Origin of the sequence: Saliterribacillus persicus, from assembly GCF_003337485.1 — a bacterium.
Classification (GTDB): Bacteria; Bacillota; Bacilli; order Bacillales; family Amphibacillaceae; genus Saliterribacillus; species Saliterribacillus persicus.
Genome location: NZ_QPJJ01000003.1, coordinates 1 through 25,844 on the forward strand (window position 1 = coordinate 1; position 25,844 = coordinate 25,844).

The 25,844-nt window shown below is 35.6% G+C and carries 26 protein-coding genes; 5 read left to right on the forward strand and 21 right to left on the reverse strand.

Features of this window, described 5'->3' with window-relative positions; genetic code table 11:
* Positions 1-100 precede the first annotated feature (100 nt).
* From DFR57_RS03755 to DFR57_RS03775, 5 genes are all read right to left on the reverse strand, one after another.
* Entirely contained in the window at positions 101-277 is a 177-nt protein-coding gene (locus tag DFR57_RS03755) for a YjfB family protein (RefSeq protein WP_114351828.1), read from the reverse strand.
* A gap of 35 nt (positions 278-312) precedes the next feature.
* Entirely contained in the window at positions 313-2,394 is a 2,082-nt protein-coding gene (gene fliD, locus DFR57_RS03760) for a flagellar filament capping protein FliD (protein WP_114351829.1), read from the reverse strand.
* A 157-nt stretch (positions 2,395-2,551) separates the two neighbouring features.
* Positions 2,552-3,868 carry a hypothetical protein gene (locus DFR57_RS03765; protein ID WP_114351830.1) on the reverse strand — a complete coding sequence of 439 codons (1,317 nt, stop codon included), beginning with the start codon at positions 3,866-3,868 and terminating at the stop codon, positions 2,552-2,554.
* Complete coding sequence (locus tag DFR57_RS03770) at positions 3,858-4,976, reverse strand: DUF58 domain-containing protein (RefSeq protein ID WP_114351831.1); 1,119 nt, start codon at positions 4,974-4,976, stop codon at positions 3,858-3,860. The genes DFR57_RS03765 and DFR57_RS03770 overlap by 11 nt, the downstream gene beginning before the upstream one ends.
* On the reverse strand, positions 4,973-5,935 hold the full coding sequence (locus DFR57_RS03775) for an AAA family ATPase (protein ID WP_211315345.1): 963 nt from the start codon (positions 5,933-5,935) through the stop codon (positions 4,973-4,975). The genes DFR57_RS03770 and DFR57_RS03775 overlap by 4 nt, the downstream gene beginning before the upstream one ends.
* 430 nt (positions 5,936-6,365) lie before the next feature.
* Here DFR57_RS03775 and DFR57_RS03780 point away from each other — a divergent pair, with 430 nt between their 5' ends.
* From DFR57_RS03780 to DFR57_RS03800, 5 genes are all read left to right on the forward strand, one after another.
* Positions 6,366-7,427 carry an NAD(P)/FAD-dependent oxidoreductase gene (locus DFR57_RS03780; RefSeq protein WP_114351833.1) on the forward strand — a complete coding sequence of 354 codons (1,062 nt, stop codon included), beginning with the start codon at positions 6,366-6,368 and terminating at the stop codon, positions 7,425-7,427.
* A 419-nt stretch (positions 7,428-7,846) separates the two neighbouring features.
* Positions 7,847-8,467 (forward strand): CalY family protein, encoded by a 621-nt coding sequence (locus tag DFR57_RS03785; RefSeq protein WP_114351834.1) that lies wholly within the window; start codon positions 7,847-7,849, stop codon positions 8,465-8,467.
* 123 nt (positions 8,468-8,590) lie between these two features.
* Positions 8,591-9,481 carry an amyloid fiber anchoring/assembly protein TapA gene (gene tapA / locus DFR57_RS03790; RefSeq protein WP_114351835.1) on the forward strand — a complete coding sequence of 297 codons (891 nt, stop codon included), beginning with the start codon at positions 8,591-8,593 and terminating at the stop codon, positions 9,479-9,481.
* Positions 9,462-10,037, forward strand: a complete 576-nt coding sequence (sipW, locus tag DFR57_RS03795) for a signal peptidase I SipW (RefSeq protein ID WP_245937382.1) — start codon at positions 9,462-9,464, stop codon at positions 10,035-10,037. Before tapA ends, sipW begins: the two co-directional genes overlap by 20 nt.
* 111 nt (positions 10,038-10,148) lie before the next feature.
* On the forward strand, positions 10,149-10,838 hold the full coding sequence (locus DFR57_RS03800) for an LPXTG cell wall anchor domain-containing protein (RefSeq protein WP_114351837.1): 690 nt from the start codon (positions 10,149-10,151) through the stop codon (positions 10,836-10,838).
* 11 nt (positions 10,839-10,849) lie between these two features.
* Here the strand turns inward: DFR57_RS03800 and DFR57_RS03805 are convergent, their stop codons facing one another.
* From DFR57_RS03805 to flgM, 16 genes are all read right to left on the reverse strand, one after another.
* Positions 10,850-12,010 (reverse strand): anti-sigma-I factor RsgI family protein, encoded by a 1,161-nt coding sequence (locus DFR57_RS03805; protein WP_114351838.1) that lies wholly within the window; start codon positions 12,008-12,010, stop codon positions 10,850-10,852.
* A complete protein-coding gene (locus tag DFR57_RS03810) occupies positions 12,000-12,713 on the reverse strand; it encodes a sigma factor (protein WP_114351839.1) in 714 nt (237 codons plus the stop codon). Before DFR57_RS03810 ends, DFR57_RS03805 begins: the two co-directional genes overlap by 11 nt.
* A 240-nt stretch (positions 12,714-12,953) precedes the next feature.
* On the reverse strand, positions 12,954-13,976 hold the full coding sequence (locus DFR57_RS18200) for a DUF5667 domain-containing protein (RefSeq protein ID WP_170132898.1): 1,023 nt from the start codon (positions 13,974-13,976) through the stop codon (positions 12,954-12,956).
* A 16-nt stretch (positions 13,977-13,992) separates the two neighbouring features.
* Positions 13,993-14,490, reverse strand: coding sequence for a putative periplasmic lipoprotein (locus DFR57_RS03820; protein WP_114351840.1), 498 nt, complete (start codon positions 14,488-14,490; stop codon positions 13,993-13,995).
* A 277-nt stretch (positions 14,491-14,767) separates the two neighbouring features.
* On the reverse strand, positions 14,768-16,285 hold the full coding sequence (locus DFR57_RS03825; protein WP_114351841.1) for an ABC transporter permease/substrate-binding protein: 1,518 nt from the start codon (positions 16,283-16,285) through the stop codon (positions 14,768-14,770).
* The gene (locus DFR57_RS03830; RefSeq protein WP_114351842.1) at positions 16,278-17,234 is read right to left on the reverse strand and encodes an ABC transporter ATP-binding protein; all 957 of its coding nucleotides are present in this window, start codon (positions 17,232-17,234) and stop codon (positions 16,278-16,280) included. Before DFR57_RS03830 ends, DFR57_RS03825 begins: the two co-directional genes overlap by 8 nt.
* A 369-nt stretch (positions 17,235-17,603) precedes the next feature.
* Positions 17,604-19,445: a motility associated factor glycosyltransferase family protein gene (locus DFR57_RS03835; RefSeq protein WP_170132899.1), complete on the reverse strand. Its 1,842-nt coding sequence runs from the start codon at positions 19,443-19,445 to the stop codon at positions 17,604-17,606.
* Entirely contained in the window at positions 19,435-20,043 is a 609-nt protein-coding gene (locus tag DFR57_RS03840) for a hypothetical protein (protein ID WP_114351844.1), read from the reverse strand. Before DFR57_RS03840 ends, DFR57_RS03835 begins: the two co-directional genes overlap by 11 nt.
* A 143-nt stretch (positions 20,044-20,186) precedes the next feature.
* On the reverse strand, positions 20,187-21,020 hold the full coding sequence (locus DFR57_RS03845; protein WP_114351845.1) for a flagellin N-terminal helical domain-containing protein: 834 nt from the start codon (positions 21,018-21,020) through the stop codon (positions 20,187-20,189).
* 125 nt (positions 21,021-21,145) lie between these two features.
* Positions 21,146-21,376 (reverse strand): carbon storage regulator CsrA, encoded by a 231-nt coding sequence (gene csrA / locus DFR57_RS03850; RefSeq protein ID WP_114351846.1) that lies wholly within the window; start codon positions 21,374-21,376, stop codon positions 21,146-21,148.
* A gap of 1 nt (position 21,377) precedes the next feature.
* A complete protein-coding gene (fliW, locus tag DFR57_RS03855; RefSeq protein ID WP_114351847.1) occupies positions 21,378-21,824 on the reverse strand; it encodes a flagellar assembly protein FliW in 447 nt (148 codons plus the stop codon).
* Positions 21,825-21,833: 9 nt separating this feature from the next.
* Complete coding sequence (locus DFR57_RS03860; protein ID WP_114351848.1) at positions 21,834-22,424, reverse strand: DUF6470 family protein; 591 nt, start codon at positions 22,422-22,424, stop codon at positions 21,834-21,836.
* Positions 22,425-22,601: 177 nt separating this feature from the next.
* On the reverse strand, positions 22,602-23,516 hold the full coding sequence (gene flgL, locus DFR57_RS03865; RefSeq protein ID WP_114351849.1) for a flagellar hook-associated protein FlgL: 915 nt from the start codon (positions 23,514-23,516) through the stop codon (positions 22,602-22,604).
* Positions 23,517-23,526: 10 nt separating this feature from the next.
* On the reverse strand, positions 23,527-25,035 hold the full coding sequence (flgK, locus tag DFR57_RS03870) for a flagellar hook-associated protein FlgK (RefSeq protein WP_114351850.1): 1,509 nt from the start codon (positions 25,033-25,035) through the stop codon (positions 23,527-23,529).
* Between the two features lie 19 nt (positions 25,036-25,054).
* Positions 25,055-25,552, reverse strand: coding sequence for a flagellar protein FlgN (locus DFR57_RS03875; protein WP_114351851.1), 498 nt, complete (start codon positions 25,550-25,552; stop codon positions 25,055-25,057).
* A gap of 24 nt (positions 25,553-25,576) precedes the next feature.
* Complete coding sequence (gene flgM, locus DFR57_RS03880) at positions 25,577-25,840, reverse strand: flagellar biosynthesis anti-sigma factor FlgM (RefSeq protein ID WP_114351852.1); 264 nt, start codon at positions 25,838-25,840, stop codon at positions 25,577-25,579.
* Positions 25,841-25,844: the final 4 nt, after the last annotated feature.

A 25,844-nucleotide genomic window follows, 5' to 3' on the forward strand; every position in this document is an offset into this window, starting at 1 on the left:
CTGAAAACCATTCGTCAAAAAAAGGTTCCGATTATCAAATAACGATAATTGGAACCTTTTTTTATTATTTTAGGCTAGTTATGTCCCAGCCCCTTCTTTGTTATCCCTTTAGATCAATAGAAGTCCCTAAATGTGGTTCCATTGATTGCTCCATCATTTTTATCATGTCAGCACTTTGTGTTCTAGCTTGATCCAGCGCATTATCCATCAGTTTAACATTCGCCTGCTGTTTTACCTGTGCTTGATTCATGATAATAGACATCGCAGCTACATCCATTTTAAAACCTCCTTCATAAGAATGAGTTAATCACCTTATTGCTGACCCATTCCGCCGAATTGTTGCATCATAGCAGTAGCTTGATTATTCGCTTGCATCATTGCTTTTTCCATCGCTGTAAATTGACGCCAGTATCTATCTTCAATTTGATTTAAACGGTACTCAAATCGATCAATTTGCTCTGAAATATCCGTTAAGTTCCTTCCGAGCGTATACTGCTGATTAGTAGCAGTCGCCCGACCTGCTCTTTCATAGATTCGATCCATGGAAGCATTAACCGTATCTGTAAGACGATGTGCTATTCCCTTCTCACCATAAGTATCTCCAGTTCCACGGAATAAATTTTCAACTGCATCAGGATCAGAGGAGATCGCTTCTTTTAACTTAGCTTCGTTAATCTCAAGCTTTCCACCCTCCATATAGTTACTAGTGGTGGTAATTCCAATACTCGCTAGCTGATTAAAACCACCTTCACTTGCAGCATTATTTATTGGAGAATAGAAATCGTTACGCATATCTGATAAAGCACCGGACAAAATTGTATCTCTTCTGAGCAAACCACTTTTTGCTCTTTCTTCCCAGTCCTCTTGTTGCTTTTCAGACAAGCTTTCTCTTTGATCATCGGTTAAAGGTCTATAATCACGATAAAATTCCTGATTCACTTTTCCATTTACAGCACCAATCAAGGTATTATAAGTTTCTACAAATTCTTTAATATTATCAAACACCGCTTCAGAATCATTGGAAACATTCAATGTAGTGCTTTCTGCAAAGGTTTGTTTTACATTGAACGTTACCCCATCAACTTGGAAGTTGTTTGAATTTCTTTCAGTATCAAGGCCATTAATATTAAGCTTAATATTATCTCCGCCAGATTCAGTACCATTGCCGAAGCGAAGTACATTATTAATGAAGGCTCCGCTTGTTGTGATCTCACGGTTAGCTACTTCGCCTCCATTGGCTGGATCTTTTGAATCTAACCCATTATAGTTTCCAGTTTCTTTGCGTGTTAATGTCACTTGATCAGAAAAGGAATCGTAAAACATTGAAACACCAGCATTAGACTTGTTAACCTCGTTAATTACAGAATTTAATGATTCATTCCCTGCCACGATGAAGTTCGAGCTTACTTCACCATTTGAGGTATGAGAACCTATATTAAAGTTCGTATAATTTTGATCATAGGTAGCACTAATTTCTGAGCCCTCAGTAACGGGTGTATTAAAAAGAATTTTACCTGTTTCACGATTAATAGTACCGATAGTATTGGTTCCATCTGTTAATTCAAACTCATTATCAGCACCCGTTGCTGCACCAATCGTATAAGTGGTAGTGGTTCCACCCTCTGTCACATCTAAACTTAAATCATTGATCGATCCTCTTTGTAATTGAAATGCACTCGCATCAGCTGTTAATGTTTGAGTTTGTGTTTTGTTTTCTGCAATAAATTCAGCAGAAACCGTCGCCCCGCTTTTTAGCACACCATCTTTAAAGGAAAGTGATCCAGTAGCTTCATCTACAAGTACTTGATTTGCCTCTAAGTCAGCAACAGCAACTCCTGAAACTGCCTCATAACTTTTACCATTAAGCTTGATGTTTATAGCATCCATGTCATGAACTGCTGACCCCAGCTGTAATACCTCATCATTAGAAGCAGCTTTTAGACTTTTTGTTTCCACGGCACCTTGTTTCCACACATTTGTTGAATCACCTAAAAATTTGGCATCTTGTCCGTATAAACCTTTGGAAGGATCAATCTTATTATTTGCATCAGTAGAAAGTCCGCCTTCATTCTTCAGTGTCGCTGCAGTTGCCAATTGTGTCACATTTGAAATATTAAAAGAAGACTCACTCGCAGCGCTACTTGCTGTTGCTGTAACTTTAGCTTCATCCGTGGAAGAAACTTCACGTGCACGATAATTTGATGTAAGCTTCATGTTAGTCAGCGTCGAACGAAAATCTAACAATAACTTATTCATCGTGCGATAATCATCACGCTTCCATTCTAGAACCTGCTTATCTTGTTGCATTTTTTGAAGTGGCATACTTTCTGCCTTCATTAAATCACGAACCATCGTATCAATATCCATACCACTTGCAAAACCACTTATTCTCATCTTTTCACGCCCTTATTTTCTGTCATATTCTTAAGGTTATTATCGGCTATTTTGTTAAAAAGTTAAGTTTGTCAGCAAAAACACAACGTAAGTCCTAGTAAAAGATTAGGAATTTGAAAGTAAAATTCAATAATGACAAGATAATCTGCGATATTTTTTATTTCCTTACTGCTTCTAGCTCCTGCCAAATTTGTTCTATTTTTTCTTTCTCATTTACTGAAAGCTCTTTATCCCCGTATCTCACTTCATCATAGAGCCTTTCTAGTTCTTTAACTGACGGAACATTTTCAGTAATAGCTAAGGACTCATGTGCAGTAAAATATGGTTTATAAGTATTTTCGACTTTCACCATTTCTTTATATAAGAATCTTACTTTTTCTGGATCTGATAATTTTTTAAATTGTCTGCGCCTATTTGCCATTTTAGAAAATAAGTCTTGTGCTTTCTTTTTATTTTCATCACGCCATGCTTTAAAGTTGAACATTGCTTCTTTCTCATCTGTGTATTCCCCATTATTTTCTTTTTCATGTTTTTTGGTAAAAACATCTTGGAAGAGTCGGATCATATAAGCGAATACACGTTTCATAAAGCTTCGTGCTCGTTTAAATAAAAGAAAAATAAACAAGAGAACAATTCCAATAACTAATGCATAACCCATAGTAAATAGTATTTTTTCTATTATTTCTGCAAAAAGAGATGGTTCACTTTCTTCCGCCCCTGGCATCGCAGGCATTTGCCCTTGTTCTGGTTCTTCCATGATCACTTCTTCATCACTGCTTAAAAGAGCTACCAGCCATGAAATACCCTGAATGACCGACCGTGCTGCATGAAAAAATGCGGCTTGGACAATTTGAAAGTTGGTAATTAGAGTGACAGCTACTAACAGCAAAATCAGATAAAAATAATTTTGTCTTTTGATATCCTTACTAACCCCAACTTCTTTTTTCTTAGAAAGCGTTTCTTGTTTTAAATGATTGCGATTCGTAGCAAACAACATAACAGTGAGCAATAAAAATCCCAATAAACCAATTAACTCTAAATATGGAGTCAAAAATTCTATTCGCATATACACAATATAACTAACAAAATAGATTGGTAGGCCTAATGCCCACATAAATCTACTCGGAAAAACATCTGCACCTTCGTTTTCGGCATATAGAAGTCCGCGGTAACCTGTTACGATTGCTAGTATAAAGCCAGAAGTAATCGCAAGAATAGAAGGCATGACGAATATGGCATAGATTCCTGCTAGAATAATAGCAATAACAAGGCTAATCCAGCGGGCTTTTTCCAAAAAAATAAAACGAAAGATTGTGCTTGTTATTCCTACGAAAAGGATACCTAACAGCCAAATAAGCTGTGTTTCTACTGGTAAAACGAAGAGCGCGAACCAAAGTAGTACCGGAAAAAACACAAGAAATTCGACTGCAGATTGAAGCGTTTTTTGAAATAAGATAATGCTTTTAGCTTGCATGCGCTCCCCCCATTTCAGCTGCGTCATTATCGAGGGTGACAACCTCCACTGCATTTCCCATTTGCTCTAATTTTGTGATTTGTGCTTCTATTTTCTCTGTTAAGATTGCCGTGAAGATTAAGATATCGGTATTTGTTCTGCCTAAATCTATATCTTCTTGCAGAAAACCTCTGAAATTTCGGCTCCGATCCATCTTCGTTTTTGCGATGGTATCTAAAATATAGGAGAATTGTTGCCTACTGCTACTCGCTTCTATTCTAATCGAAGGCTTTATTGGTTCTGTTGGGTTGGTAAATGGCGACACAAAATAACCATTGCATCCAAATCCGGTGGCAAGGCCCTGATCAATGGTTACGTTAGCAATTGAAGCAGCATACGAAAGTGCTTTTTCAATTAATGCTTCGTTATCTATCGGGATACGGACATCTTCTGTTAAGTCGAAATTCACATAAATCATCAAATTGTGATCTGCAGTGAAATCCTTTTTATTTATTTGTAAGGTATTTGTCCGGGCTGTTGCCTTCCAGTTAACAGCATTCATTGGATCCCCTTCTTGGTATTCCCTTACACCAGCATGAATAAATGGATCTTCTATAATCCAGCGCTTCACTGTAATATCACCAAGATAACTGTGTGACGGAAGCGGGATTTCATCCACTGCTACGATTTCAGGGTAAACTGTAATGGATGTACTTGCTTCTACAGAATCAAATGTTTCAGTAAATCCAACTACATCTCCTGTTGTAACAGAAACGGTATGTAATGGATAATATCCCCTTCGCTTACAGGTTAATTGATGGCGACGTGTAATTTTCTGATAGGGTAATAGACTAAAAAGTGTCCGGTGAAACGTATCTCCTTCCGTTTCCTGTTGGGAAGATTGAAAGATTAGATTCGGACTAATTTTAGATTCCAATCGAAGCCAAGGAACTGGTAAAAGTTTGCGATTAGTTATCTCATCCGTCATTTCGATCGTATCACCGACAAAGGCATTATCCTGCTTAAAAGTACGCTTATATTCAATTCGTTTTAAGCCCACCCTGCTATAGACCACTCCTTGGATGAAAACAAGGATTAGTAAAACGACGATGACCCATGCGATATTCATGTGACATGAAGCTCCGATTCAGTTGGTACAGGGACTGCTTTTAATATCTCTTCTAAAACCTTAGTTCCTAAGCCTTGCTTTATTCCTATCTTTTGGGCTAAAACGAAGCGGTGAGCAAGCACTGGTTCTGCAATCGCCTTGACATCATCTGGGATAACGTATGATCTTCCTTGAATTAACGCATATACCTGAACTGCCTTTAAGAGCGCCTGGCTCCCACGGGGACTGACCCCTAATGCAAGATCTGGATGATTCCTTGTCTTTTCAATAATATCCATCATATAGTTTAAGACATCTTCGTGGACTTCTACCTGATGATAGACTTCTTGCATCGCCACAATATCAGTCGCGTCAATTACAGATTCAAGTTGCTCTAGAGGGTTCACTTGTTTAAATCGTTTTAAAATATCGATGCCTTCTTCCTTACTTGGATATCCAATATTTATCTTTAATAAAAAGCGGTCTAATTGCGCTTCAGGAAGCGGGAAGGTTCCTTGACTTTCAATCGGATTTTGCGTCGCAATGACTAAGAACGGACGATCAAGTTTTCTTGTCTCCCCATCAATCGTCACTTGTCTCTCTTCCATACTTTCTAGTAAGCTTGATTGCGTTCTCGGTGTGGCTCGGTTAATTTCATCTGCCAATAATATATTAGAAAATATTGGTCCTTTTCGAAATTCAAAGACCCCTTTTTCCTGACTATAAAAATTCAGACCGGTAACATCAGAGGGTAAAAGGTCTGGTGTGAATTGAATTCGTTTAAAAGACCCATTCACTGAAGTAGCAAGTGCTTTTGCCATCATCGTTTTTCCTGTTCCTGGCACATCCTCTAGTAAGACATGACCAGAAGAAATCATGGCAACTAATAATAAATCGATCGTGTCACTTTTCCCTACAACCACCTGTTGCACATTTGTTTTGATTTTTTCTGTTATGCCTTTTATTTCATTAAGTGCTATGTCCACTTCTATTCCACTCCCTATGTATTGTTTGCGTTTTCATTTTTTCTTATCTTAAGTTATAACATTTTTTAGGAAACTTGGTCAAAAATTCCGCCGTTCTCTTGGTGAAGAATTACTATCCTCTCACTCGATTTTTCTGATTATTCGTGAAATTAAGACTTTTTAAAATGTGTCAATTTTTTTAACTTTTTAATAGTTTTATTTATCTAATTTTGATACGCTATGAAGGTATAAGATAAGGGATGAAAGATGAAATACACAATTTGCAATCTATTTATTAATAGTTCATCGTTGCCTATTAATTTGGACAATAAAATTTCTACCCTTGTCGATATACTTCGATGCAAAAATGTATCCATTTTCTACTGCATATAGATAATAGATTTTATATTTTTTTAATAAATATTCAAAGACAGGGGTTTTGAACATGAAGAAAGTTGTCCTTATTGGTGGGGGCTATGGGGGCATGAACGCCTTACATAAGATGCTAGATAATGGCTTACCTAATGATGTTGAAATTACAGTAGTGGATCGGAATCCATATCATTCTTTAAAGACAGAATTTTATGCACTTACTGCGGGCACTGCTTCTGATAAAGAAATTCGCATAGACTTCCCTGAACATGAACAAATAAACTATCTTTTTGGTGACATTAAAGCAATTGATATTGAAGGGCAACAGGTACTAGTTGGACTTGATGAAAAAGCGATTAGCTATGATTACTTACTGATCGGATTAGGATGCGAGGATAATTATCATGGTATTGTCGGCGCAGAAGAATATACAGAAAGTGTCCAATCCATTGAAAAAGCAAGGCAAGCAAGCTATAAGATTAATAATCTACCAGCATACAGTCAGGTCTCTGTTGTTGGAGCTGGTCTTAGTGGTATTGAAGTGGCATCAGAAATCAGGGAAAGCAGATCTGATTTAAACATTCGTCTACTCGATCGCGGTGCTTCTGTACTGAGTGCGTTTGATAAAAAAATTCAAGCATATGTGGAAGATTGGTTTGAAAAAGCAGACGTTAAGATTCTTCACCACTCCAATGTGGAATATGTGGAAGAAGGAAATGTTTTCAATAACGGTACTGCAATTCCGAGTGATGTGATCATTTGGACTGCGGGTGTACGACCAAATAAACTAGTGCGCTCCTTACCCTTTGAAAAAGATTTCCATGAAAAAGTAATTATTAATGATTTTTATCAAGTGCCAACACATGAAAATGTATATGTTGTAGGAGATTGTGCTACATCTATTCACTCCCCAAGTGCACAACTTGCTGGTGAACAGGGGGAACAAATTGGGGACGTCCTTTCTGCTGTGTTAAATAACAAACAACCTAGTAAACCAAAAGCAATCAAATTAAAAGGGCAACTCGGATCTCTTGGAAAATCTGATGGATTTGGAAATATGTATAAGCAAGCAGTCACTGGATTGTTACCTCGACTTGCTAAATCTGGTGTTCTTTGGCTAAATAAACGTCACTAAATGCTCATGATAAATATAACGAACAACCACACTTCATTACCGAGACGTACAAAATTAATAACTACGAAATAGACTTCTCTCTTATTATCTAGAGGGAGTCTTTTCTTTTCCTCTGATTAAATTTAATTTTAATCACCCTTTATCTAAATATAAGCATTGTTTTATAAGTCTGTTCTACATATTCCCTTAACGCATATCTTATAGTAGAAACATCACTACATATTTTCTTAATAAAGAACAACAGTATTGAAAAAAAATGAAATTCGATGAAAAACCAAGATAAACGTCCATTTTTAAAGCAATTTTGTTCTTTATTAAGAATATTGGCTGATTTTGAGACTTTTCAAAACAATACTCCATGAATATAATCATAAGTGTAGTTCGCTATTAAGAACAACAAATTAAGGGAGGAATGTAAGATGTCAATTAAGAAAAAGTTAGGTTTAGGGTTAATGTCGGCGGCACTTGGTATTGGTTTAGTAGGGGGAGGAACTTTTGCATACTTCAGCGATACAGAAACAACGAACAACACATTCGCTGCAGGTACATTAGATCTTTCAGTAGATCCTACTACTATTATTGATGTAGACAATTTAAAACCAGGAGATTGGATGACTCGCTCGTTCGAACTTATTAACGACGGTACATTAGACATTTCTCAAGTGGAATTATCTACAAATTATACTGTGTCAGATGCAATGGGCGACAATGGAAATGAAGATTTCGGTGAGCATATCCGTGTTAACTTCTTAAAGAATTTAGATAAAGATTCGTTATTCCAATGGCCACATGAGAACGTAATTGTATCTACTACATTAGCAGACTTACAAGGAGACGTTCCTGATGCTGTTGAAAACCAAATTTGGGCATTCTTTGGTTGGGATGATGAAGCTAGCGGATTAAGCGCTGGTGACTCTGATACACTAATCGTTCAATTTGAGTTTGTGGATAACGGCCAAGATCAAAATGCATTCCAAGGTGATGCATTAGAACTTGAATGGACATTTGAAGCGCACCAAACTGATGGAGAAGCTAGATAATAAAGAACGGTAAAAGGTGGGCAATTTGCTCACCTTTCCCTTCTTATTCTTTTTCGCCTAAAGATACCAGGTCGTTAGGCGAAAGGGAATAAGATCCCCATATTTTTAGTAGGAGGGAATATCATGTCATTCCTAAAAGTATTAAAAACGCTACAAAAAAAGCCAGCTTATGGATTACAGATTTATCTGATATTACTTATTTGTGTGATGACTCTATTTTCTCTCACACAATTTTCGAGCCAGACTAGTGCATATTTCGAGAGCAAAGCAGCAAATAATCATATGATAAACATTGGTACATGGTGGGATAAAAGTGACCTTCTATTTCATCAGCAACCAACTTTTAATGAATCAAGTTGTCCGAATCCTACGATAGCATTTACTTTTAAAAATCAAGGTTTTTCAATGATTGGCCCTTCTTCGTATGAGATTTACTTCTCCGAACAAGAAGGCAAAAAAGGATCTAAAATTTTCGAGGACGATATTCTAGCATTAGGAGAAAACCAAACCTTGCCCCTTACCTTTGAAACTGAAGAAACTGGCTATTATTCAATAAAATTATTACAGCGCCAAGGTTATCAAGGAAATGAAGACACTCGAACCGAGCTTTGGAGTGATGTTATATTCATAGAATGTGTTGAAGAATTAGAAGAAGAACAACCACCTAGTGAGGTTGAGGAAGATGAAGTAGAAGACAATGACCCTCCAGTCAAAAAAGATAAAAAGGATAAAAAACAAGATAACAAGCCAGAGGAACAAGAAAATAATAAGGAACCTGAAGTGAAAGAGGAAGAAACAACAAACGAGGCACCAAAAGAAAATATTGAAGCCGAAATAGAGAAGGAAAACGAGAAGGTCCAAGAGACGGAAGATAAAAAGAAAACAAAAGAAAAGTCAGAAGAGCAAGTTAAAGCTGTAGAGGAGGAAGATATAGATGGAGCCGATTCAGAAGCCAAGGTCGGAGACGATGGCGAAAAAGAAGAAGTGGCCCAAGGTGAAGAAGGTTCTGAATAATATTATTACTACTGGATTATTTTTAATCTTATTCACTATGATTTTTCTATTAGCTTTTTCCAAAATAACTGGAGATAATCCATCCCTTTTCGGTTACCAGCTAAAAATTGTGTTGTCAGGGTCGATGGAACCAGCTATACAAACAGGTTCTGTCATTGCAGTGCAGGATGTTTCAGATAAAACAACATTAGAAACTGGTGAGGTTATTACTTTCATTGATGAAAGTGAACGGCTCATTACACACCGAATTACCGATGTTAGAACGAGTGGCGATAGTGTACTTTATCAAACTAAAGGTGATAACAATGATGCTGTTGATCAAGCCATGGTCATAGACGAGAATGTTGTTGCTAAATATACTGGTTTTACCGTACCTTACGCGGGCTATGTAGTGAATTATGCTCAATCAGACATTGGAAGTGCACTTTTATTTATTGGACCTGGAATTTTATTGATCATATATGGTTCTTTTATAATTTGGAAAACGATCAGAGAGCTTGATAATAAAAGCAAAAGGCCAATAGAAGAAGATCCCGCTAAACATTCATCCGTCTAGAGGGGATCACTTGTAAATAAAGCGGCCATAAAAAATCAATCATAAAAAAAATTGACTTTTTCAATGGCCATGAAAATAAACGGAGGGTTTCATTAGAAAGAGGGGGTTCCGGTGAAAAAAATCTTATTTTACATTTTCCTTTTAGCAGGCATTGTCTTTTTTATAATGGCACCAGTAGCTGACGCGGAAGCGGCAACAGATAGCAATATAATCGATATCCCAGATTCAAGTGATGCAACTATTTTATTTGATATAGATAATATGAAACCTGGTGATTGGGCTACAAGGGAATTAATAGTTAACAACACACACGATAAAGAAATGCTTTATAATATGGAAATTATATTTATTGATGGTTCAAAAAAATTATTCGAGCAATTGAAATTCAACCTAACAGATCAATCTAACACAATATTTAACGGCAAATTAATCGATTTTCCTAACAGAAAAGATACGCCAATTGAAGCAAATTCAAAACAAAATTTAAAATTGAAATTAGATTTTCCAGAAGAACTTGGAAATGAATATCAAGGGTTAGCAGTTGAATTTGAAGTACGCTTTACAATGAAAGATAAGCTTACTGTTACGTCATTAAGTAATGATTCGCCGTTAAGCTTCCAGCCTATTGAACAAGATATTTCTGTCCCACTTAAAGAAACGGTAACTGCAGAATTACCTAATACAGCTACCACTATGTTTACTTTACTCTTATTTGGAATAGCATTCTTAATGCTAGGTTTAGTAGTTTTCCTGATATACAGAAAAACGAATCCAGAGCTATTACAACTTATAAAGAAATGAAAACAAGCCCACTACGGATTGGTAGTGGGCTTGTTCGACTCTGGAGAAGACTTTTCCTTAATTTCTGGTTTCTTATTATCTTGCATACCTTCATTTTGTTTTGGTTCAGATTGGTTAGATTGTGATTCTTTTGTTTCTGGTGGAGTTGGCTTTTCCTTTACTGCATCATTATCAGCCTTTTTTGGTACATCTTTTGCTTGTTCATTCTTTTCTCCAGAATTGTTATTCTCTTGCTTTATTTCATCTGGTGCTTCAGATTTCTCTTCCTTTATTGAATTTTTCTCTTTATTTTTATTCGGTTGATTCTTAGGCGCGTCTTTTGCTTGCTGCTCTTTTTTTTCTTTAATATTATTAGTTATTTTAGGATTCTTCTCTTTGTTTTGTGCCTTATCAGATTTCGGTTGCTCTACGTTCTTGTTTTCTTTTTTGTTTTTCTCTTGCTCCTGTACTTTAATTGGTTCTGAAGTGCTGTCGGCCGGTTGTTCATCTAAAGCTTTTTCAGATGTTCCACTTCGTTTTTCATTCGCTTTTCTATACTGATTAATAGACACACCATTCTCTGTAGCTTCTTGATAATATGCTTCCTCTTCTTCATATACTTCTATCGCTGGTGTTGCTCCGTTAGCTACAATAGCGTCGGCTAACATTGTTTGAAGCGGCACAGCTTGTTGAATTTCATCCTTTTCTAAACGTACTAGGGTAGAATTAATTTCTGCAAGTTCACCAGACTTTATATACCCCTCTTCAGACAAACGACTAATTAAAGAATTGATCACGTCACCTATCTGTTGTTCTTTAATATCCAAATCGACTAATATTTTTTCTCCATCTTCATTTAAACCTTTTAATCCCAGTAGCTTCCAATTTTCATCAAAGGTTAACTCTACACTTGGATTAATATCAATCACTAATAGATAGGTGGCTTGATTGTCCTCTACTTGCTGCAAATTGAATACTGTAAACAGGATAATAGTCATGATTGTTATTAATGGAAGAAGTAGTTTTATTTTTTTACTGCTAGTATTTTCTTCTACTTCAAAAGAAAAGCTCTCCCCTATAATCGGAAAGTGATCAATCTCTCTTTCTACTGTGTGAAATGACCCATCTTTACTAAGAAGGGTAATATGATTTTCTTCCACTTCAATCACTGTTCCATGCTTTTTATTTTTCAATCAAGCTCACCTCCTTTTTTAATGGTATGTAGTCTCTTAAATATCGCCATTCTGGATGCAACAAAATTATAATGATCGTAATTAAGTATTTGCGGTACTTTTCAATTGTTTTTTCTTTATGAACTGTACTAGCTACAAACTGATTCATTGGAAATCGACGACGAGCATAAAGCTGTTTGACTAACGTTTCATTCTTTATAAAATCAACTGCCATTTGTAATACTTTTTTTCTTGTTCGTTTATGTTTAGGTGTGAAGGCTTCTAATTCTTCAAATCGAATATAGAACGGAGCAAGCTCTTCTTTTAATAGTAATATTTCATCTACAATAGCTTGATGTTCGTTATCCATATTCATTTGCAGACTTGCTTTTTTACTATCATTCTCTTCTATTAAATCAGAGGATAATTGGACTTTAGAATTTCGATTCTCTTTTCTAAAGAAATCTATTAAATCTTGTGAAATAAGTAAATATACATAATTAAAAAAAGTTCTACCCTTACCAGAGTCAAATGTATTAATCGCTTGATTAAAAGCAATCAAGCCAATGCTAGCTTCATCATCATTCCATGTTTTGTATTGTTTACATATTTTCCCTACAATTTGTAAAATATATGGTTTATAAAATTGAATGAGTCTCTCTCGCTCTGCCTCATTACCAGCTTGTATTTCCTGAATACTCGCTTCAAGTTCTTCTTGCGTCATAAAGCCTCTCCCTCACCCAATGCTAAAAAATAAGATGCATGCTTTTCAGCTAAGTCTACATGATATGAAATTAGCTTTTCTTATACGATGAATGACTGTCATCGTATAAGAAAAACTTTATCCCAACGAAAAGGAGTACCTATTGTTGGGATAAAGCATGCTTATTCTAATGTAAGGGATAACAGATAACGGGTAAATAGGTCTTTGGGCTATAATATCCCTAAGCTTCGTGCACTATCTTTATCGCCCGTTCTCAGCATTTTTACCTTGTCCTTGATTTGATTTATTCTTCTCTTCTTTTTCACTATTTTCTTCTTTTACTTCTTCTGAAGCTTCTTCATTCTTACGAGCTTGTTTTTCTTCTGCTTTCTCTACCTTTTTTTCTGCTTTTTCTTCTGCTTTTTGAATCTTCTTTTCTGCTTTTTCTTCAATTTTTTCAATTTTAGCTGCTGCTTTTTCCTCTGCCTTTACAGCTTTATCTGATGGAGTAGTTTCTTCTTCAACTTCCACTTCATCTACATCATTTTCTTCCACAGCTTGAAGTGATACTTGCTCTACTTCTTCAGGTGTCTCTTCTACTTCTTCCTCTTCTTCAGGAGCTTCAACTTCATTCTTAGCTTTTGCTCTTTCTCTATTTTCTTCTGCGCGTTTTTGATTTTCTAATGCTTTAGCAATACCAGCTTTAGCTTGTTCTGGTAAGTCTTCTCGTTCAAGTAAAGCTTGTAATTTGATTGTGCGATTTTTTAAATTTTCAGTCACAGTATCCTCTACAGATTCTTCTTCGTCAGTAGATTCTTCATCAGTGCCTTCTTCATTGGTACCCTCTTCAGCGTCTGATTCATTTTCTTCTTGACCTTCTTCAGTTCCTTCTCCGTCTTCAGTTTCAGTGCTTTCCTCAGAATCTTCTGTTTCATCTGTTGTTTCTTCTTCAGTTGATTCTTCCGTTTCTTCTTCAATTGCTTCAAGCTCTTCTTCGATGGTAACTAGATATGCTTCGTACTCAGTAAGTAAGCTCTGTGCACCTTCCACATCACCTGCATCTAATAATGCTTCTATTTCCACTAATCGTTCCTCAGAATACTCATCAACCAACAATAATTTTTCTAAACGATCTTCTGTTAATTCAAATTCTAATTCTTCTACTAGTTTAGAAGTGTCATAAAAAGAATCCTCAGGAGTTATAACTGGCTCCGCTTCATTGGCATATACTGTTGTTCCTACAAAAAACATACTTGCTGCTACAGCTACGATTGTTTTTTTCATTTTTTCATCTCCACCTTTATTTTAAAGTTATGTAGTGCTTAAAGTTTTGAATCGTTTCTTTTGTTTCAGCATAAGCCTTTTCAGGTGTCATGATAATAACAAGCACATCATGGCTTGAACCCTCTAGTTTGTAAACATCTCCACGAATATTTTCTTTTCGTTTTGTTTCAACTGCAAAATAATTTTCCATTTCTTCTGTAATTTCAGCATTGTTTGAAAAAGATGCCATCACTTGATTTTTCCAAGTTTCTTTCTTGTTCTCATCTAATTTAGATACAATCGCGACAGAAGAGTTATTGACAAAGACGCCTTCCTTTTCTGTGCTTTTCTGCTCTTCTACAACCCATTCATCTACCTGTGAAACCTCAAAATAAGGATTATCATACATGGGATCGATGGCCTCTTCATTGGACGAATTTTCTTCGTCTGCACTAACTTCTAATGAATTTGCTTCATCTTTACTGCAGCCAACTAGAAAAAGTAAAAGTATTGTAAACATTAGGATTTTCTTCAACGCATCTCCCCCAATCTATTTATTATCCTATTCACTTAACTATACGTAAGGCTTTTAAAAAAATAGGGGGGATTATAAAAATTTTTATAATAAATTTTATATTTTATTCTAGAAATCTGATATTGTACCTCCTCTATCTGGTATTGAACGAAAGGAATCTAGTATTTGAGGTGAGTTTTCTAGTTTTCTGGGTAATTTTCTAGCTTTATACCATTATTCAATGGTATAAGTACAGAATTTTTCCATATAAAGAGAGCAGGTTTCCCTGCTCTTCTCATCAATCAATAATATTATTTTCCTCTAAATAATTTCTGGCAACATCAGTTGGATCTTCTCCCTCTACATCGACTAAATAATTCATTTCTCTCATCTCGTCACCAGAAATTTTTCCAGCTAGCTTGTTTAATGCTGACTCTAATTCAGGGTGTTCTTCTAAAGTTTCCTCCCGCATCAGAGGTGCACCTTGATATGGCGGGAATAATTCTTGATCATCTTCTAGAACGACTAAATTATATCGTTCTAACTCACTATCTGTAGAATATGCATCAAGCAAATTTATTTCTCCATTTTCGAATGCAGTATAACGCAACTGTGGCTCCATTGTTATTACCTCAGGAAATTCTAAATCATAAACATCTTGAATTCCTAAATAACCATCCTCACGATCAGAGAACTCTAATGTGAATCCAGCAGTTATATCCTCTTCAACAGAAGCCAAATCTGAAATCGTCTCTAGGTTATTTTCTTCTGAAAACTCCTGTCCAACCGCAAGCGTGTACGTATTATTAAATTCCATTGGCTCCAGTAGCACCATATTAAATTGTTCTTTGATGCCACTTTTAGCCTGTTCATAGACTTCTTCGCGGTCTGTGCTTTCTGGCGTTTCGTTAATTAAGGCACCAAGCACGGTTCCTGTAAATTCAGGATAAATATCAATACTTCCAGATTCGAGTGCATTAAAAACAAAAGATGTCTTACCAAAACCAGGCTCAAGCTTAACACTCATGTCTGTCTCATCTTCAATTAAAATTTTATACATATTGATTAGAATCTCGGGTTCTGATCCAAGTTTTCCTGCAATGACAATTTCATCTTGTCCGCCCCTTATAATAAATGGAGCCAATATTATGAACGTAATAACCACCACAAAACTTATGATAGTAATCAATAGCTTTTTATAAGATAAACGTTCAAATCTTTTTAAAATAAAATCAAATAATATTGCAAGAAGTGCTGCAGGTATCGCACCTAATATTATTAAATTGGTATTATTACGATCAATTCCAAGTAAAATAATATCACCTAGTCCACCCGCTCCAATTAAAGCCGCAAGTGTCGCTGTACCGATAATTAATACTGTAGAGGTTCGAATACCTGCCATAATAACTGGCATAGCGAGTGGTAATTCTACCTTAATCAACCGTTTTCGACTATTCATTCCCATTGCTGTAGCGGCTTCAATCAGCGCACTGTCTACTTCTTTAATACCAGTGTATGTATTCCTAAGAATCGGTAGCAGTGCATAAGCAACTAAAGCAATAATTGCAGGAACCTTGCCAATCCCAAATAACGGGATAAATAAACCAAGTAGAGCAAGTGAAGGAATCGTCTGCATCACAGCTGAAATCCCAATAATGAACTCGGCAATCTTTTCTTTGCGAGTTAAATATATACCAATTGGAATCGCGATCAAAACAGAAAAGAAAACCGCAATAAATGATATTTGCATATGCTCGAGTAAGGATGCCCATAACTCTGATTGCCTAGCTTCAAATACATTTAAAAATTCACGCATGAACCTCACCTCTATCCTGCTGGTGAGCTAAGTGTGCAAAAACTGTTTTTCGGTCAATCACACCTATTGTTTTACCTTTATCAATAATTAAAATACGATCATTTTCAGTTAATGCTTCTAATACTGACTTTGGATGGCTATTAACAGAAATAGAAGGTAAACCTTCATTTTCATTTTCTGGCGACTTCATGATCGATTTCACATCCAATAATTGATCTAACCCTTGCTTTTTATCTCCTACAAAAGTACGTACAAATTCATTTGAGGGATGCTGAACAATTTCTTTCGGCGTACCCAGTTGTACAACATTTCCCTCTTTCATAATACAAACACGATCAGCAAGTTTAAGCGCCTCTGACATATCATGCGTAACAAAAATGATCGTTTTATTGATCTTTTTCTGTAGATCTAATATATCTTCCTGCAATTTTTCTCTGCTAATTGGATCAAGCGCACTAAACGGCTCGTCCATCAAGATAATATCAGGGTCAGCGGCTAGCGCTCGCACTACTCCTATGCGTTGCTGTTGACCTCCTGAGAGTTCATGAGGTAGACGATCACGATATGTCTTCGCGTCAAGGCCAACCATCTCAAGAAGCTCATCAATGCGAGCATCTGTTTCTTCTTGCTTCCATTTCTTCATTTCAGGCACAATCGCAATATTCTCTGCAATCGTCATATGCGGAAAAAGTGCAATTTGTTGTAATACATACCCAATATTCCAGCGTAATTCATGAATGTTATAATCACTAATACGCTTTTCATCAATAAAAATCGTTCCGTCCGTTAGCTTTATCAAACGATTTATCATCTTCAATAGCGTCGTTTTCCCGCAACCACTCGGTCCAATGATGACAAAGAATTCACCCTTTTCAATTTCAAGATCAACACCATCGACCGCATGCGTTTCATCCGCATACACCTTCGATACATTCTCAAATCGAATCATCTCACACTGCTCCTTTTACATTTGTATTTCAACTATTCTTTACCATACCCTAATTCCTAGGTGTATAAGCCTATTTCTTTTGAAAATATATGAGTAAGCACTGTGTTTTATGATGAACTCTATTTTGACATACATATAAGGTTATAACTTTATGACTTCCTCCGTGGATACTGATATCAAAGTAATCTTCCCAAACAAAAACCCAAAAAGGTAAGTTTTCACGTTAGCTTTTGAGGTGTAGTTCTTTATTAAAAATCTTTTTTAAAAAGTGTATAATAAAATTCTCACCTGAAATTAATCACTACTAATTTCAATCTTTGTCTCATAGCACTAGTAATTATTGAAATATCGAACTTGCAATTTAATAGTTTAAGCATGGTCTTGTGTAATTCTTACAGATTTTATGAGATCCTCATAAAAAGGTTTTGTAAACTCTAAATGATTTATAACCTCACGAATATATTTACCAAAATGTTGATTGATTTGTGATATTTTTGTTGATGAATCAATATCATATTTAATATTTTTTGACTTTTCCGCTAACGTCTCTGTTTGCACACGAATCATCGGTGAAATAAAAGAAATATAATAATTATTGTTCTTCATCTTTTTAAATACCCTATCAAACTTATTCAGATTATTTTCAAGTTTAGCCTTTTCATTCGAATTTATTTTCGAGTGAAGTTTCTCTAAAATAATTTCCAGTTCATATAAAAGCTTTTCTAAATTTTCTTGCTCTCTCTTATATTTTAAAAGCATTTTATTTACATGATCGATATTATAATTAGAAGTACCCTTATACCAATTAGGTGCCACTACATGATTACTAAAGTGTTTGTCTATCACATTACTAAGCAAAATAAAGCTAGTGCCTTCTATTTTAGCTCCACCAACTGTTGTGTTATAAACTTGAACATTTGGTGTTGATGCTATGGATTGTTCCAATTGTCGACGCATGCTGTCATAGCCTTCATTGGTAACTATCTTATTTCCCTCTACATCTTGGACAGTTAATAAGTTTTCCGAATTATTCTCGTCGATATCTTTCCCGTATTCAATACCTTCTGCATACATCTTTGAATCTAAGAATGCTAAATTTTGTCCAACCAAATATACCTGAGTAAAACCTAACTTTTCGAGTAATTGATACGTAACAACTGCGATAGAAGGTGCATCATTTACTCTATCTATTTCCTTTGAGTTCTCCAATAATGCAGCTGAAACAGTATCTTGACTTGTAATCATATGAACCATATCCCCAGGATAATTTTCTATAGTTTCATATCCTACTGTACTTCCAAAAATTATAGGGATATCGTTTATTTGTTTATCTTTTAATTTTTCAAAAACGACCTGATTATGTTCAGATGGGTCATAGGTACAAGCAGCATCAGGATAAATATTATTCTCTATTAAAGCATTAATCGCAGATCCAACTGAAAAAATATACGCCAATCCTTGTTCTTTAATCTTTTTTAAATTGTCAAATTCTTTATTTAAGCTTGGCCCTGCTGCTACTATAATTGCAGGTTTATCTTTAAAATGGTTAGTATTAATATCTTTAAAAATATTAGGTGTATTTAATACTGCAGGGAAATTTTTAACTGCATTAATCGTCCAACGTTTTTGAAATGTTACGTTTGCTACAAAATTTCCTTTTTGATTCTTAAGAGTCGTAATTAAAGATTTATATAGTTCCTCTAACTCTTTTTTAAATAAATCCTCGTAGGTAGGTAATGGAAAAACTTCGATATTATTGCCATACCTTTGTTGTAGTATTGCTAGCTCATTACTTAAGCTAGAATTGATGGGTAAAATGCAGCTTAATGTTCCTTTTTCTATACTCTCTAGTGAAAAGTTTTTTAAAAATGTAGCTAATAATTCTCTGTCTGGTTCATAAATGGACATTGTTATAGTAGGATATTTCTTTAGTAATTCAATAATATGATAACCCAGACCAACACCAAATAAAATAACATGCTTTGTTTCGCGTTTTAAATTCACACTTTTAACGATACGTTCTGCTTCTGAATAGGGATCATATTTACTATGAAGGTATTTGGTTCTACTTTGGTTCTTGATCACTAAAGTTGGCATACCTTTTCTAGCATTTTCTACAACTATTTTATCGCGATTTATTTCTACTTCATCTATCTCTTTTATGAGACTGCGCTGTTGTAGTCTCAAATAATTTCTATTTTCAATTAACATCGTTACTATTTCCTTCATTATTAATTGTGTTTGAAATAATCGTATTTAATTCTTCATATGTAGGCTTCATTTCATAGTTAATGATGTCCCCAATGAGCGTATTATCCTTTTGCTCTACTGCTTCACCAAGCTCCATCACAACATTTTGTATTTTTTGATGGATTTCAACATATTCCCCCCAATTACGAGGTCTTTCCTCTATACCATCCATATTCGTAATTAACTGCGTTAACCATTGCAATCCATCAACAAGATGCCCAAACTGTCCCCATTCTTTTGATGAGGGGTTGCTATAAAATTGACTGACTATATCATCTATTAATGAATTTGTTTGTGCTAAATAATTTTTAGCTGAAAGTAAAGATTCATGCACAAATTCTTTTCTAGTTCTTGCGATGACCTCTATTTTTTCGGTTTCTTTTATATTATTAGCTAAAAACTCTTCAAGATTACTATAAATTTCTTGCCCATTAATAACTACATGGCTAAAAATCAATTCGTCTCCAATAAGATTATTTATTTCATTTATTAATTCATTAGGTGATATTTCTCTATCTATACTCACTACCTTGTCATTGTTGTTCAATATTAAATTCATTCAACATCCTCCTGTATTACTTACATGTATATACCTATTATATCGGTCTGTTGATAATCTTTTCAATGGTAGACATCTTTTTTTATAAACAATAAGAAAAAAGACTCTGAAATTAATTCAGAGTCTTTGCTTTCTATTCGTTATTAACCAAGTAATTGTAATACTGATTGTGGTTGTTGATTAGCTTGAGCTAACATGGATTGAGACGCTTGAGAAAGAATATTTGCTCTAGTCATTTCCATCATCTCTTTAGCCATATCTACGTCACGAACACGAGATTCTGCTGCTGATAGATTCTCAGAAGAGTTATCTAAGTTAGCAATTGTGTGCTCAAGACGATTTTGCATAGCACCTAAATATGAACGACCTTTAGATACAGTTTCGATCTGATCTTCAATAGTTGTGATAGCCGCTTGTGCTCCACTAAGAGAAGCGATACTTCCACTTTGTGCTGCTGCAACTACACCAGATAAGTTTACTCCAGCTGTAGTAAAGTCAATTTCTGTTGTTTCAGTTTCGTTCGCCCCAACTTGAATAGTAACATTTCCACTAGCTCCAGCTGTACCATCAAGAAGATTTTGTGTGTTGAATTGTGTATTGTCTTTAATTCTTGCAAGCTCATTACCTAATTGTGTAAATTCATCATTCAATGCATCACGATCTTGTTGAACGTTCGTATCGTTTGAAGATTGAACAGCTAATTCACGCATACGTTGAAGGATTGAATGACTTTCGTCTAGTCCACCCTCAGCAGTTTGAATCATGGAAATACCATCTTGTGAGTTACGGCTTGCTTGATCAAGACCATTGATCTGCGCACGCATTTTCTCAGAGATAGCTAGACCTGCTGCATCGTCTCCTGCTTTGTTAATACGAAGACCTGATGAAAGCTTCTCCATTGAATTTTGCATTGCATTTTGGTTGATTCCTAATTGGCGGTGAGTATTCAACGCTGGAATATTATTGTTAATAATCATAAGTAAATTTCCTCCTTGAGTGTTTTCATTTTCCACATCCATGTGGTTCGACTAATGTGTGAAAGTCGGCCGCCTATCACGTGTATTAGCTTCTATATATAATATCGGTCGATGATACTAAATGTTTAATACTTTTTATCATTTTTTTTTAGTAATTTAATAAAATCCTCTGAAATGCTTGCTGCTTCGCTATTTTCAGCTTTAATTGCTTCATAAATTTCTTGTCTATATATGTCCACATCACTTGGTGCAGTTATTCCTAGCTTCACTTGATCACCGTCTATAGCAACAATTCGCACTTCTATGTCATCACTAATTTTTATCGCTTCATTGATTTTCCTCGTTAAGACTAACATGTTATTCCCCCTTCGCCTTGGAGGTAAGATTAAAAATCTTTTCTTTTGTTGAATACTTTTGACTTTTTGTAATATATTGCTTTGCTATCAATTTCTTTTGATTAATAACGATCGGAGCTTGCAAATTGGTGGTACTAGCTGGCATTGGATCTTTTAACGTTACAATAGAAAAAACTTGTACATCTTCTTCTGATTCGATTTTTAATTGTTCTATCGTTTGGTCATCTAATTCAAATTCAAAATCCTTCAAAAATATAAACGGATTTACTACAAAGAAAGCAGGATTAGCTTGTTTAACTGATTGTAAAACTTGAAAAAGATCATTATCTTCAAAATTCAATAGAATAAATTCCTTTTCATCTGTAAAACCTGGTAACCCCTGCGGGAAATGAATTTTTTCTTCTTCTTTTATATCAACTTCTCCAAAATACTTTGTTTCTATTATCATATTTCACCTCTAGATATTTATTTCAAAACTTCCACTATTTGGTTCTAAATTTTCAACACTTACTTCTATCCAATTTTTCTGTTTTAAATACGTCTCAACACTTCCTGCTTGATATTGAAATTGATTTTTTGTCTGTTGCACTTGTATTACCGGTTTATTAGCTGTTGCATTAATATCAACTTCCGCAGGCTGATAATTAATTTTCACTGCATCTAAGGAAGGGATCCAACCTATATTAAACCGTTTCTCTTGTCTTTCACCGTTTATTTTTGCCTGACGAGCAATTGGTTCTCCGCCATTTTCAATCTTCATTAATTCATCACCCTGGTGTCTTCTTTTACGAGAACCAGCCATTGCGGTTTGCATAGATTCTTGAGCATTTTTCTTAATTGACTGTTCAGTTGGTATAATGCCTACATCTGCCAAAGCTTTTGATTGATCAATGGTTAGTTTCCCTGGACGAGTATTGATTTGAAGATCTACAGGCGTATGGTTTATTGTTTGCACCGCTGGGCCGGAGTCAACCGTAAGCTCTGCATTTTTCTTATTAATACCAATTAAAGCATTTTGAGATTGAATTGATATTTGCGGTAGTTGCATTCCTTCACCTCTTTTAGAAAAACTTGCCTTCGCTAGTCTTATAGAGAATAGATGACTTTTTCTTATTCTTGAAAATTAAATTTCCATTACGTAGATTAGAACTATGAGGAAAAATATAAAATCTAAACGGGCAAGTAAACGAAAAGCCCTACCTTCATCAAAAGGCAAGGCTTCATATTAACGTAAAAAGTCTAATAAAGTTGGTTGGATCACGCGAGAGCCTGAGCTTAATGCTGCACGATGCACACTTTCCTGTGAAGTTAAGTTCATAATAACTTTTTCCATATCTGCATCTTCATTATTAGACATCATATTTTTTGCAGTAACTTCTTGTTCAAGCACCCGATTTTCGATTAACTCAATACGATTTTGTCTTGCCCCAAGATCTGCTCGCTCATTTACATTATTATCAATGTGTCCATCAATAGTTCCTATAAATGCACCTAGAGCATCTGTGTCTGCACCATTTCTTAAAGCAGCTGCAAAATCTTCCATGTCTTTAAACAAATCTTCACTAAAAAGGTTCGTTGGATCAATATTTGCTTGAATTTTAGAACCATTTGAAACTTCAATGTTAACTGCACCATTATTTGTTGGTACAGTCACGACATTTCCATCTGCATCTAATGTTACAGGTGGTTGCTCATCTCCTGCACCATCTATTGTTCCAGTAGTTCCAGTACCATTAAAAATGTATTTATTATTCACTTTTGTATTCGCAATTTCTACTAAGTGTTGTTTTAACTGATCCACTTCAGAAGCAATACTTCCACGTTGACCGTCTTCGTAGGTCCCGTTCGATCCCTGAACAGCTAGATCTCGAAGACGTGACAAACCTTTTTGCACTTTATCAAGGGCTGAATCAGTATTATCCATCCAGTTGTGTACTTCTCCAATATTGCGTTGATATTGCTCCACATTTTTCACTTGGGTGCGATAATTCATTCCCTTCATCGCTATAACAGGATCATCAGATGGTCGGTTAATCTTTTTGCCAGTTGATAATTGTTCCATATATTTACCGAGGCTACCGTAGCTATTACTTAAATTACGGAGCATATTATTGGTTAACATTCCTTGTGTTACGCGCATATACGATTACCTACCTTCCTACTAATCCCATATTATTGATGATTCGATCTAGCATTTCATCGACAGTTGTCATATTTCTTGCCGCTGCGTTATAAGCATGCTGGAACTTTATTAAATTCGTCATTTCTTCATCTAAGGAAACAGCACTGACTGATTGACGATTTTCTTGCACTTGCTGTCTTAACACACCAGCATTATTTACCATTCGGTTAGCTTCTTGGGCTATAACAGCCATTTCACCTATTGCTGATTCGTAAAAACTTTTTACAGATGTTTTTTCACCAAGACCAATATCTAATTTCGTATACACATCTGACAGTAAATCTGCGTTTTCTCCGTCTCCACTATCACCGTTTAGGCTTGCTGCTATTTTGTCTTTGTCCTGCTTAATGTCATCTGTTACATCTATCGTTGACGCTGCTCTTCCTGCACCGTCGAATTCAAAGAAATCATAGCTTTGATCATCAGTTAAGTTTGTTCCTTGTTGATGAACAGTATTAAATTCTGCTACGAATGCTTCAGCCATTTCATCAAGATTACTGAGCATAACATTAAATTCACCAGCTGCATCGCCGTTTTGATCCAAATAACCATTGCCTTCCATTAATGCCTTTAGCTTACCTGTTATGCCAAAATCATGTGCCTCAACAACTGTTGGATCATCAGAAAATGAAATATTTTCTACATTGTTATCATCACCGAAATTAAATGTCATATGGTTGACTTCTTTTGTAGCACCATCAACAAGGGTGACACCATTTGCAGCACCATTTCCAGCTAGTGTTACCGTAGCAATTCCTTGGGCTATAGAACTTGGTTGTCCATTACTTTTATCGTAAGTCACTTTAATATTCACAAGCTCGGATAGACCATCTATTAAACGATCACGCTCATCGTATAAGTCATTAGGTAAATAGCCGTGTGGTTCAATCTCAGAAATTTGTTGATTCAAACTGTTAATCTGATCCATATAAGAATTCACTTGCTTTTGGTCAACCGTAATTTCATTATTCAAGTTATTTCTGACACCTTCAAGTGAGCTATTTATATATTGAAAGGCTTCTGATACTGCTATCCCGCGCTGTCTTACAACAGAACGTGCTCCGGAATCTTCTGGGTTAACTGCTAAATCCTGCAAGCTTTGCCAGAATTGATCCATTGAATGCGATAAGCCTTCCTCTGACGGTTCGTTAAGAATCGTTTCCATTTGACTCATTGCATTTGCTTTAGTCTCATAAAAGCCAACCTTACTATTTTCCTGACGATACTGAATATCTAGAAAGCTATCACGCACACGTTCAATCGAACCCGCTTCCACCCCACTACCAACCTGTCCTGGTATTTCTGGACGATTTCGTGAAGCTGGTGGATATGGTGCTGTTTGAGTCATATTCACACGCTGACGAGTAAAGCCTTCTGTGTTTGCATTCGCTATATTATGACCTGTGGTATACAGGGCAGATTGTTGTGTATTTAGGGCACGCCTTGCTACTTCTAAACCGTTAAACGTTGACGGCATTTATTTGTTCCTCCTAAACTTAAGCCTTGGAATCAAAAACGGATCGATTCGTGCTTTGATCAGTGGCAGACTTCTTGGTATTTCCATAGTTAATGTTTTTAATCGATGGTTGAATCATATCAATCGAAAATCGAACAAATTGTAAGGATTGCTCTGTGAGCTGGCGATTTAATTCTTCCTGTGCACGTAAAGTTACAAGTACTTCTGCAAGTTTTAACGTCACTTTTTCTAATTTGTCTTTTTCCGTTCCTTCTACATGGGATTCGATCATCATCGACACGGTCATTTCATTTGGGTTGAGCTGATGACTTTTCGCCCACCCTTCTACCGCTTCTATTCTTTTTAACTCTACTTGGTTAATTGCTTGTACATGTTTTTGTTCTTGTTTAATTAACTCCTGCAGACTATCAATCTCACCAGCTTTCAACTTTTCAGTTTTTAAGTGGGAGATTTCTAACAAACTTTCATGAAGCTGTGTTAATTTATCTAAAAAAGATACGATCGTTTGAACGGACATACACATACTCCTTTACCGTTCGAATTATTTCTGATAGAACTCTAAGAGTTTTTTCGCCGTTGCTTGATGATCGACTTTATACTCTCCAGATTCTACTTGCTGTTTGATTTCATACACAAACGCTTGACGCACCTGCTGTGGGTGCTGTTTGTTTTGCATCTCCTTCGCTTGCTTAGAGATTTCTAATTGATCTGGTTTATAAGTAGATGATTTCTTTTCATCCGTTTGCTTATTTATTTGCTTTTGATAAGGGTTTATTTGACTCTGATTTGGCCCTTGAATCTTCATTCCA

Excerpts from the sequence above, each read along its gene's own strand:
- DFR57_RS03755 (WP_114351828.1), bottom strand. The coding sequence starts at position 277 with ATGGATGTAGCTGCGATGTCTATTATCATGAATCAAGCACAGGTAAAA.
- fliD (WP_114351829.1), bottom strand. The coding sequence starts at position 2,394 with ATGAGAATAAGTGGTTTTGCAAGTGGTATGGATATTGATACGATGGTT.
- DFR57_RS03765 (WP_114351830.1), bottom strand. The coding sequence starts at position 3,868 with ATGCAAGCTAAAAGCATTATCTTATTTCAAAAAACGCTTCAATCTGCA.
- DFR57_RS03770 (WP_114351831.1), bottom strand. The coding sequence starts at position 4,976 with ATGAATATCGCATGGGTCATCGTCGTTTTACTAATCCTTGTTTTCATC.
- DFR57_RS03780 (WP_114351833.1), top strand. The coding sequence starts at position 6,366 with ATGAAGAAAGTTGTCCTTATTGGTGGGGGCTATGGGGGCATGAACGCC.
- DFR57_RS03785 (WP_114351834.1), top strand. The coding sequence starts at position 7,847 with ATGTCAATTAAGAAAAAGTTAGGTTTAGGGTTAATGTCGGCGGCACTT.
- tapA (WP_114351835.1), top strand. The coding sequence starts at position 8,591 with ATGTCATTCCTAAAAGTATTAAAAACGCTACAAAAAAAGCCAGCTTAT.
- DFR57_RS03810 (WP_114351839.1), bottom strand. The coding sequence starts at position 12,713 with ATGACGCAAGAAGAACTTGAAGCGAGTATTCAGGAAATACAAGCTGGT.
- DFR57_RS18200 (WP_170132898.1), bottom strand. The coding sequence starts at position 13,976 with ATGAAAAAAACAATCGTAGCTGTAGCAGCAAGTATGTTTTTTGTAGGA.
- DFR57_RS03825 (WP_114351841.1), bottom strand. The coding sequence starts at position 16,285 with ATGCGTGAATTTTTAAATGTATTTGAAGCTAGGCAATCAGAGTTATGG.
- DFR57_RS03830 (WP_114351842.1), bottom strand. The coding sequence starts at position 17,234 with ATGATTCGATTTGAGAATGTATCGAAGGTGTATGCGGATGAAACGCAT.
- DFR57_RS03835 (WP_170132899.1), bottom strand. The coding sequence starts at position 19,445 with ATGTTAATTGAAAATAGAAATTATTTGAGACTACAACAGCGCAGTCTC.
- DFR57_RS03840 (WP_114351844.1), bottom strand. The coding sequence starts at position 20,043 with ATGAATTTAATATTGAACAACAATGACAAGGTAGTGAGTATAGATAGA.
- DFR57_RS03845 (WP_114351845.1), bottom strand. The coding sequence starts at position 21,020 with ATGATTATTAACAATAATATTCCAGCGTTGAATACTCACCGCCAATTA.
- csrA (WP_114351846.1), bottom strand. The coding sequence starts at position 21,376 with ATGTTAGTCTTAACGAGGAAAATCAATGAAGCGATAAAAATTAGTGAT.
- fliW (WP_114351847.1), bottom strand. The coding sequence starts at position 21,824 with ATGATAATAGAAACAAAGTATTTTGGAGAAGTTGATATAAAAGAAGAA.
- DFR57_RS03860 (WP_114351848.1), bottom strand. The coding sequence starts at position 22,424 with ATGCAACTACCGCAAATATCAATTCAATCTCAAAATGCTTTAATTGGT.
- flgL (WP_114351849.1), bottom strand. The coding sequence starts at position 23,516 with ATGCGCGTAACACAAGGAATGTTAACCAATAATATGCTCCGTAATTTA.
- flgK (WP_114351850.1), bottom strand. The coding sequence starts at position 25,035 with ATGCCGTCAACGTTTAACGGTTTAGAAGTAGCAAGGCGTGCCCTAAAT.
- DFR57_RS03875 (WP_114351851.1), bottom strand. The coding sequence starts at position 25,552 with ATGTCCGTTCAAACGATCGTATCTTTTTTAGATAAATTAACACAGCTT.
- flgM (WP_114351852.1), bottom strand. The coding sequence starts at position 25,840 with ATGAAGATTCAAGGGCCAAATCAGAGTCAAATAAACCCTTATCAAAAG.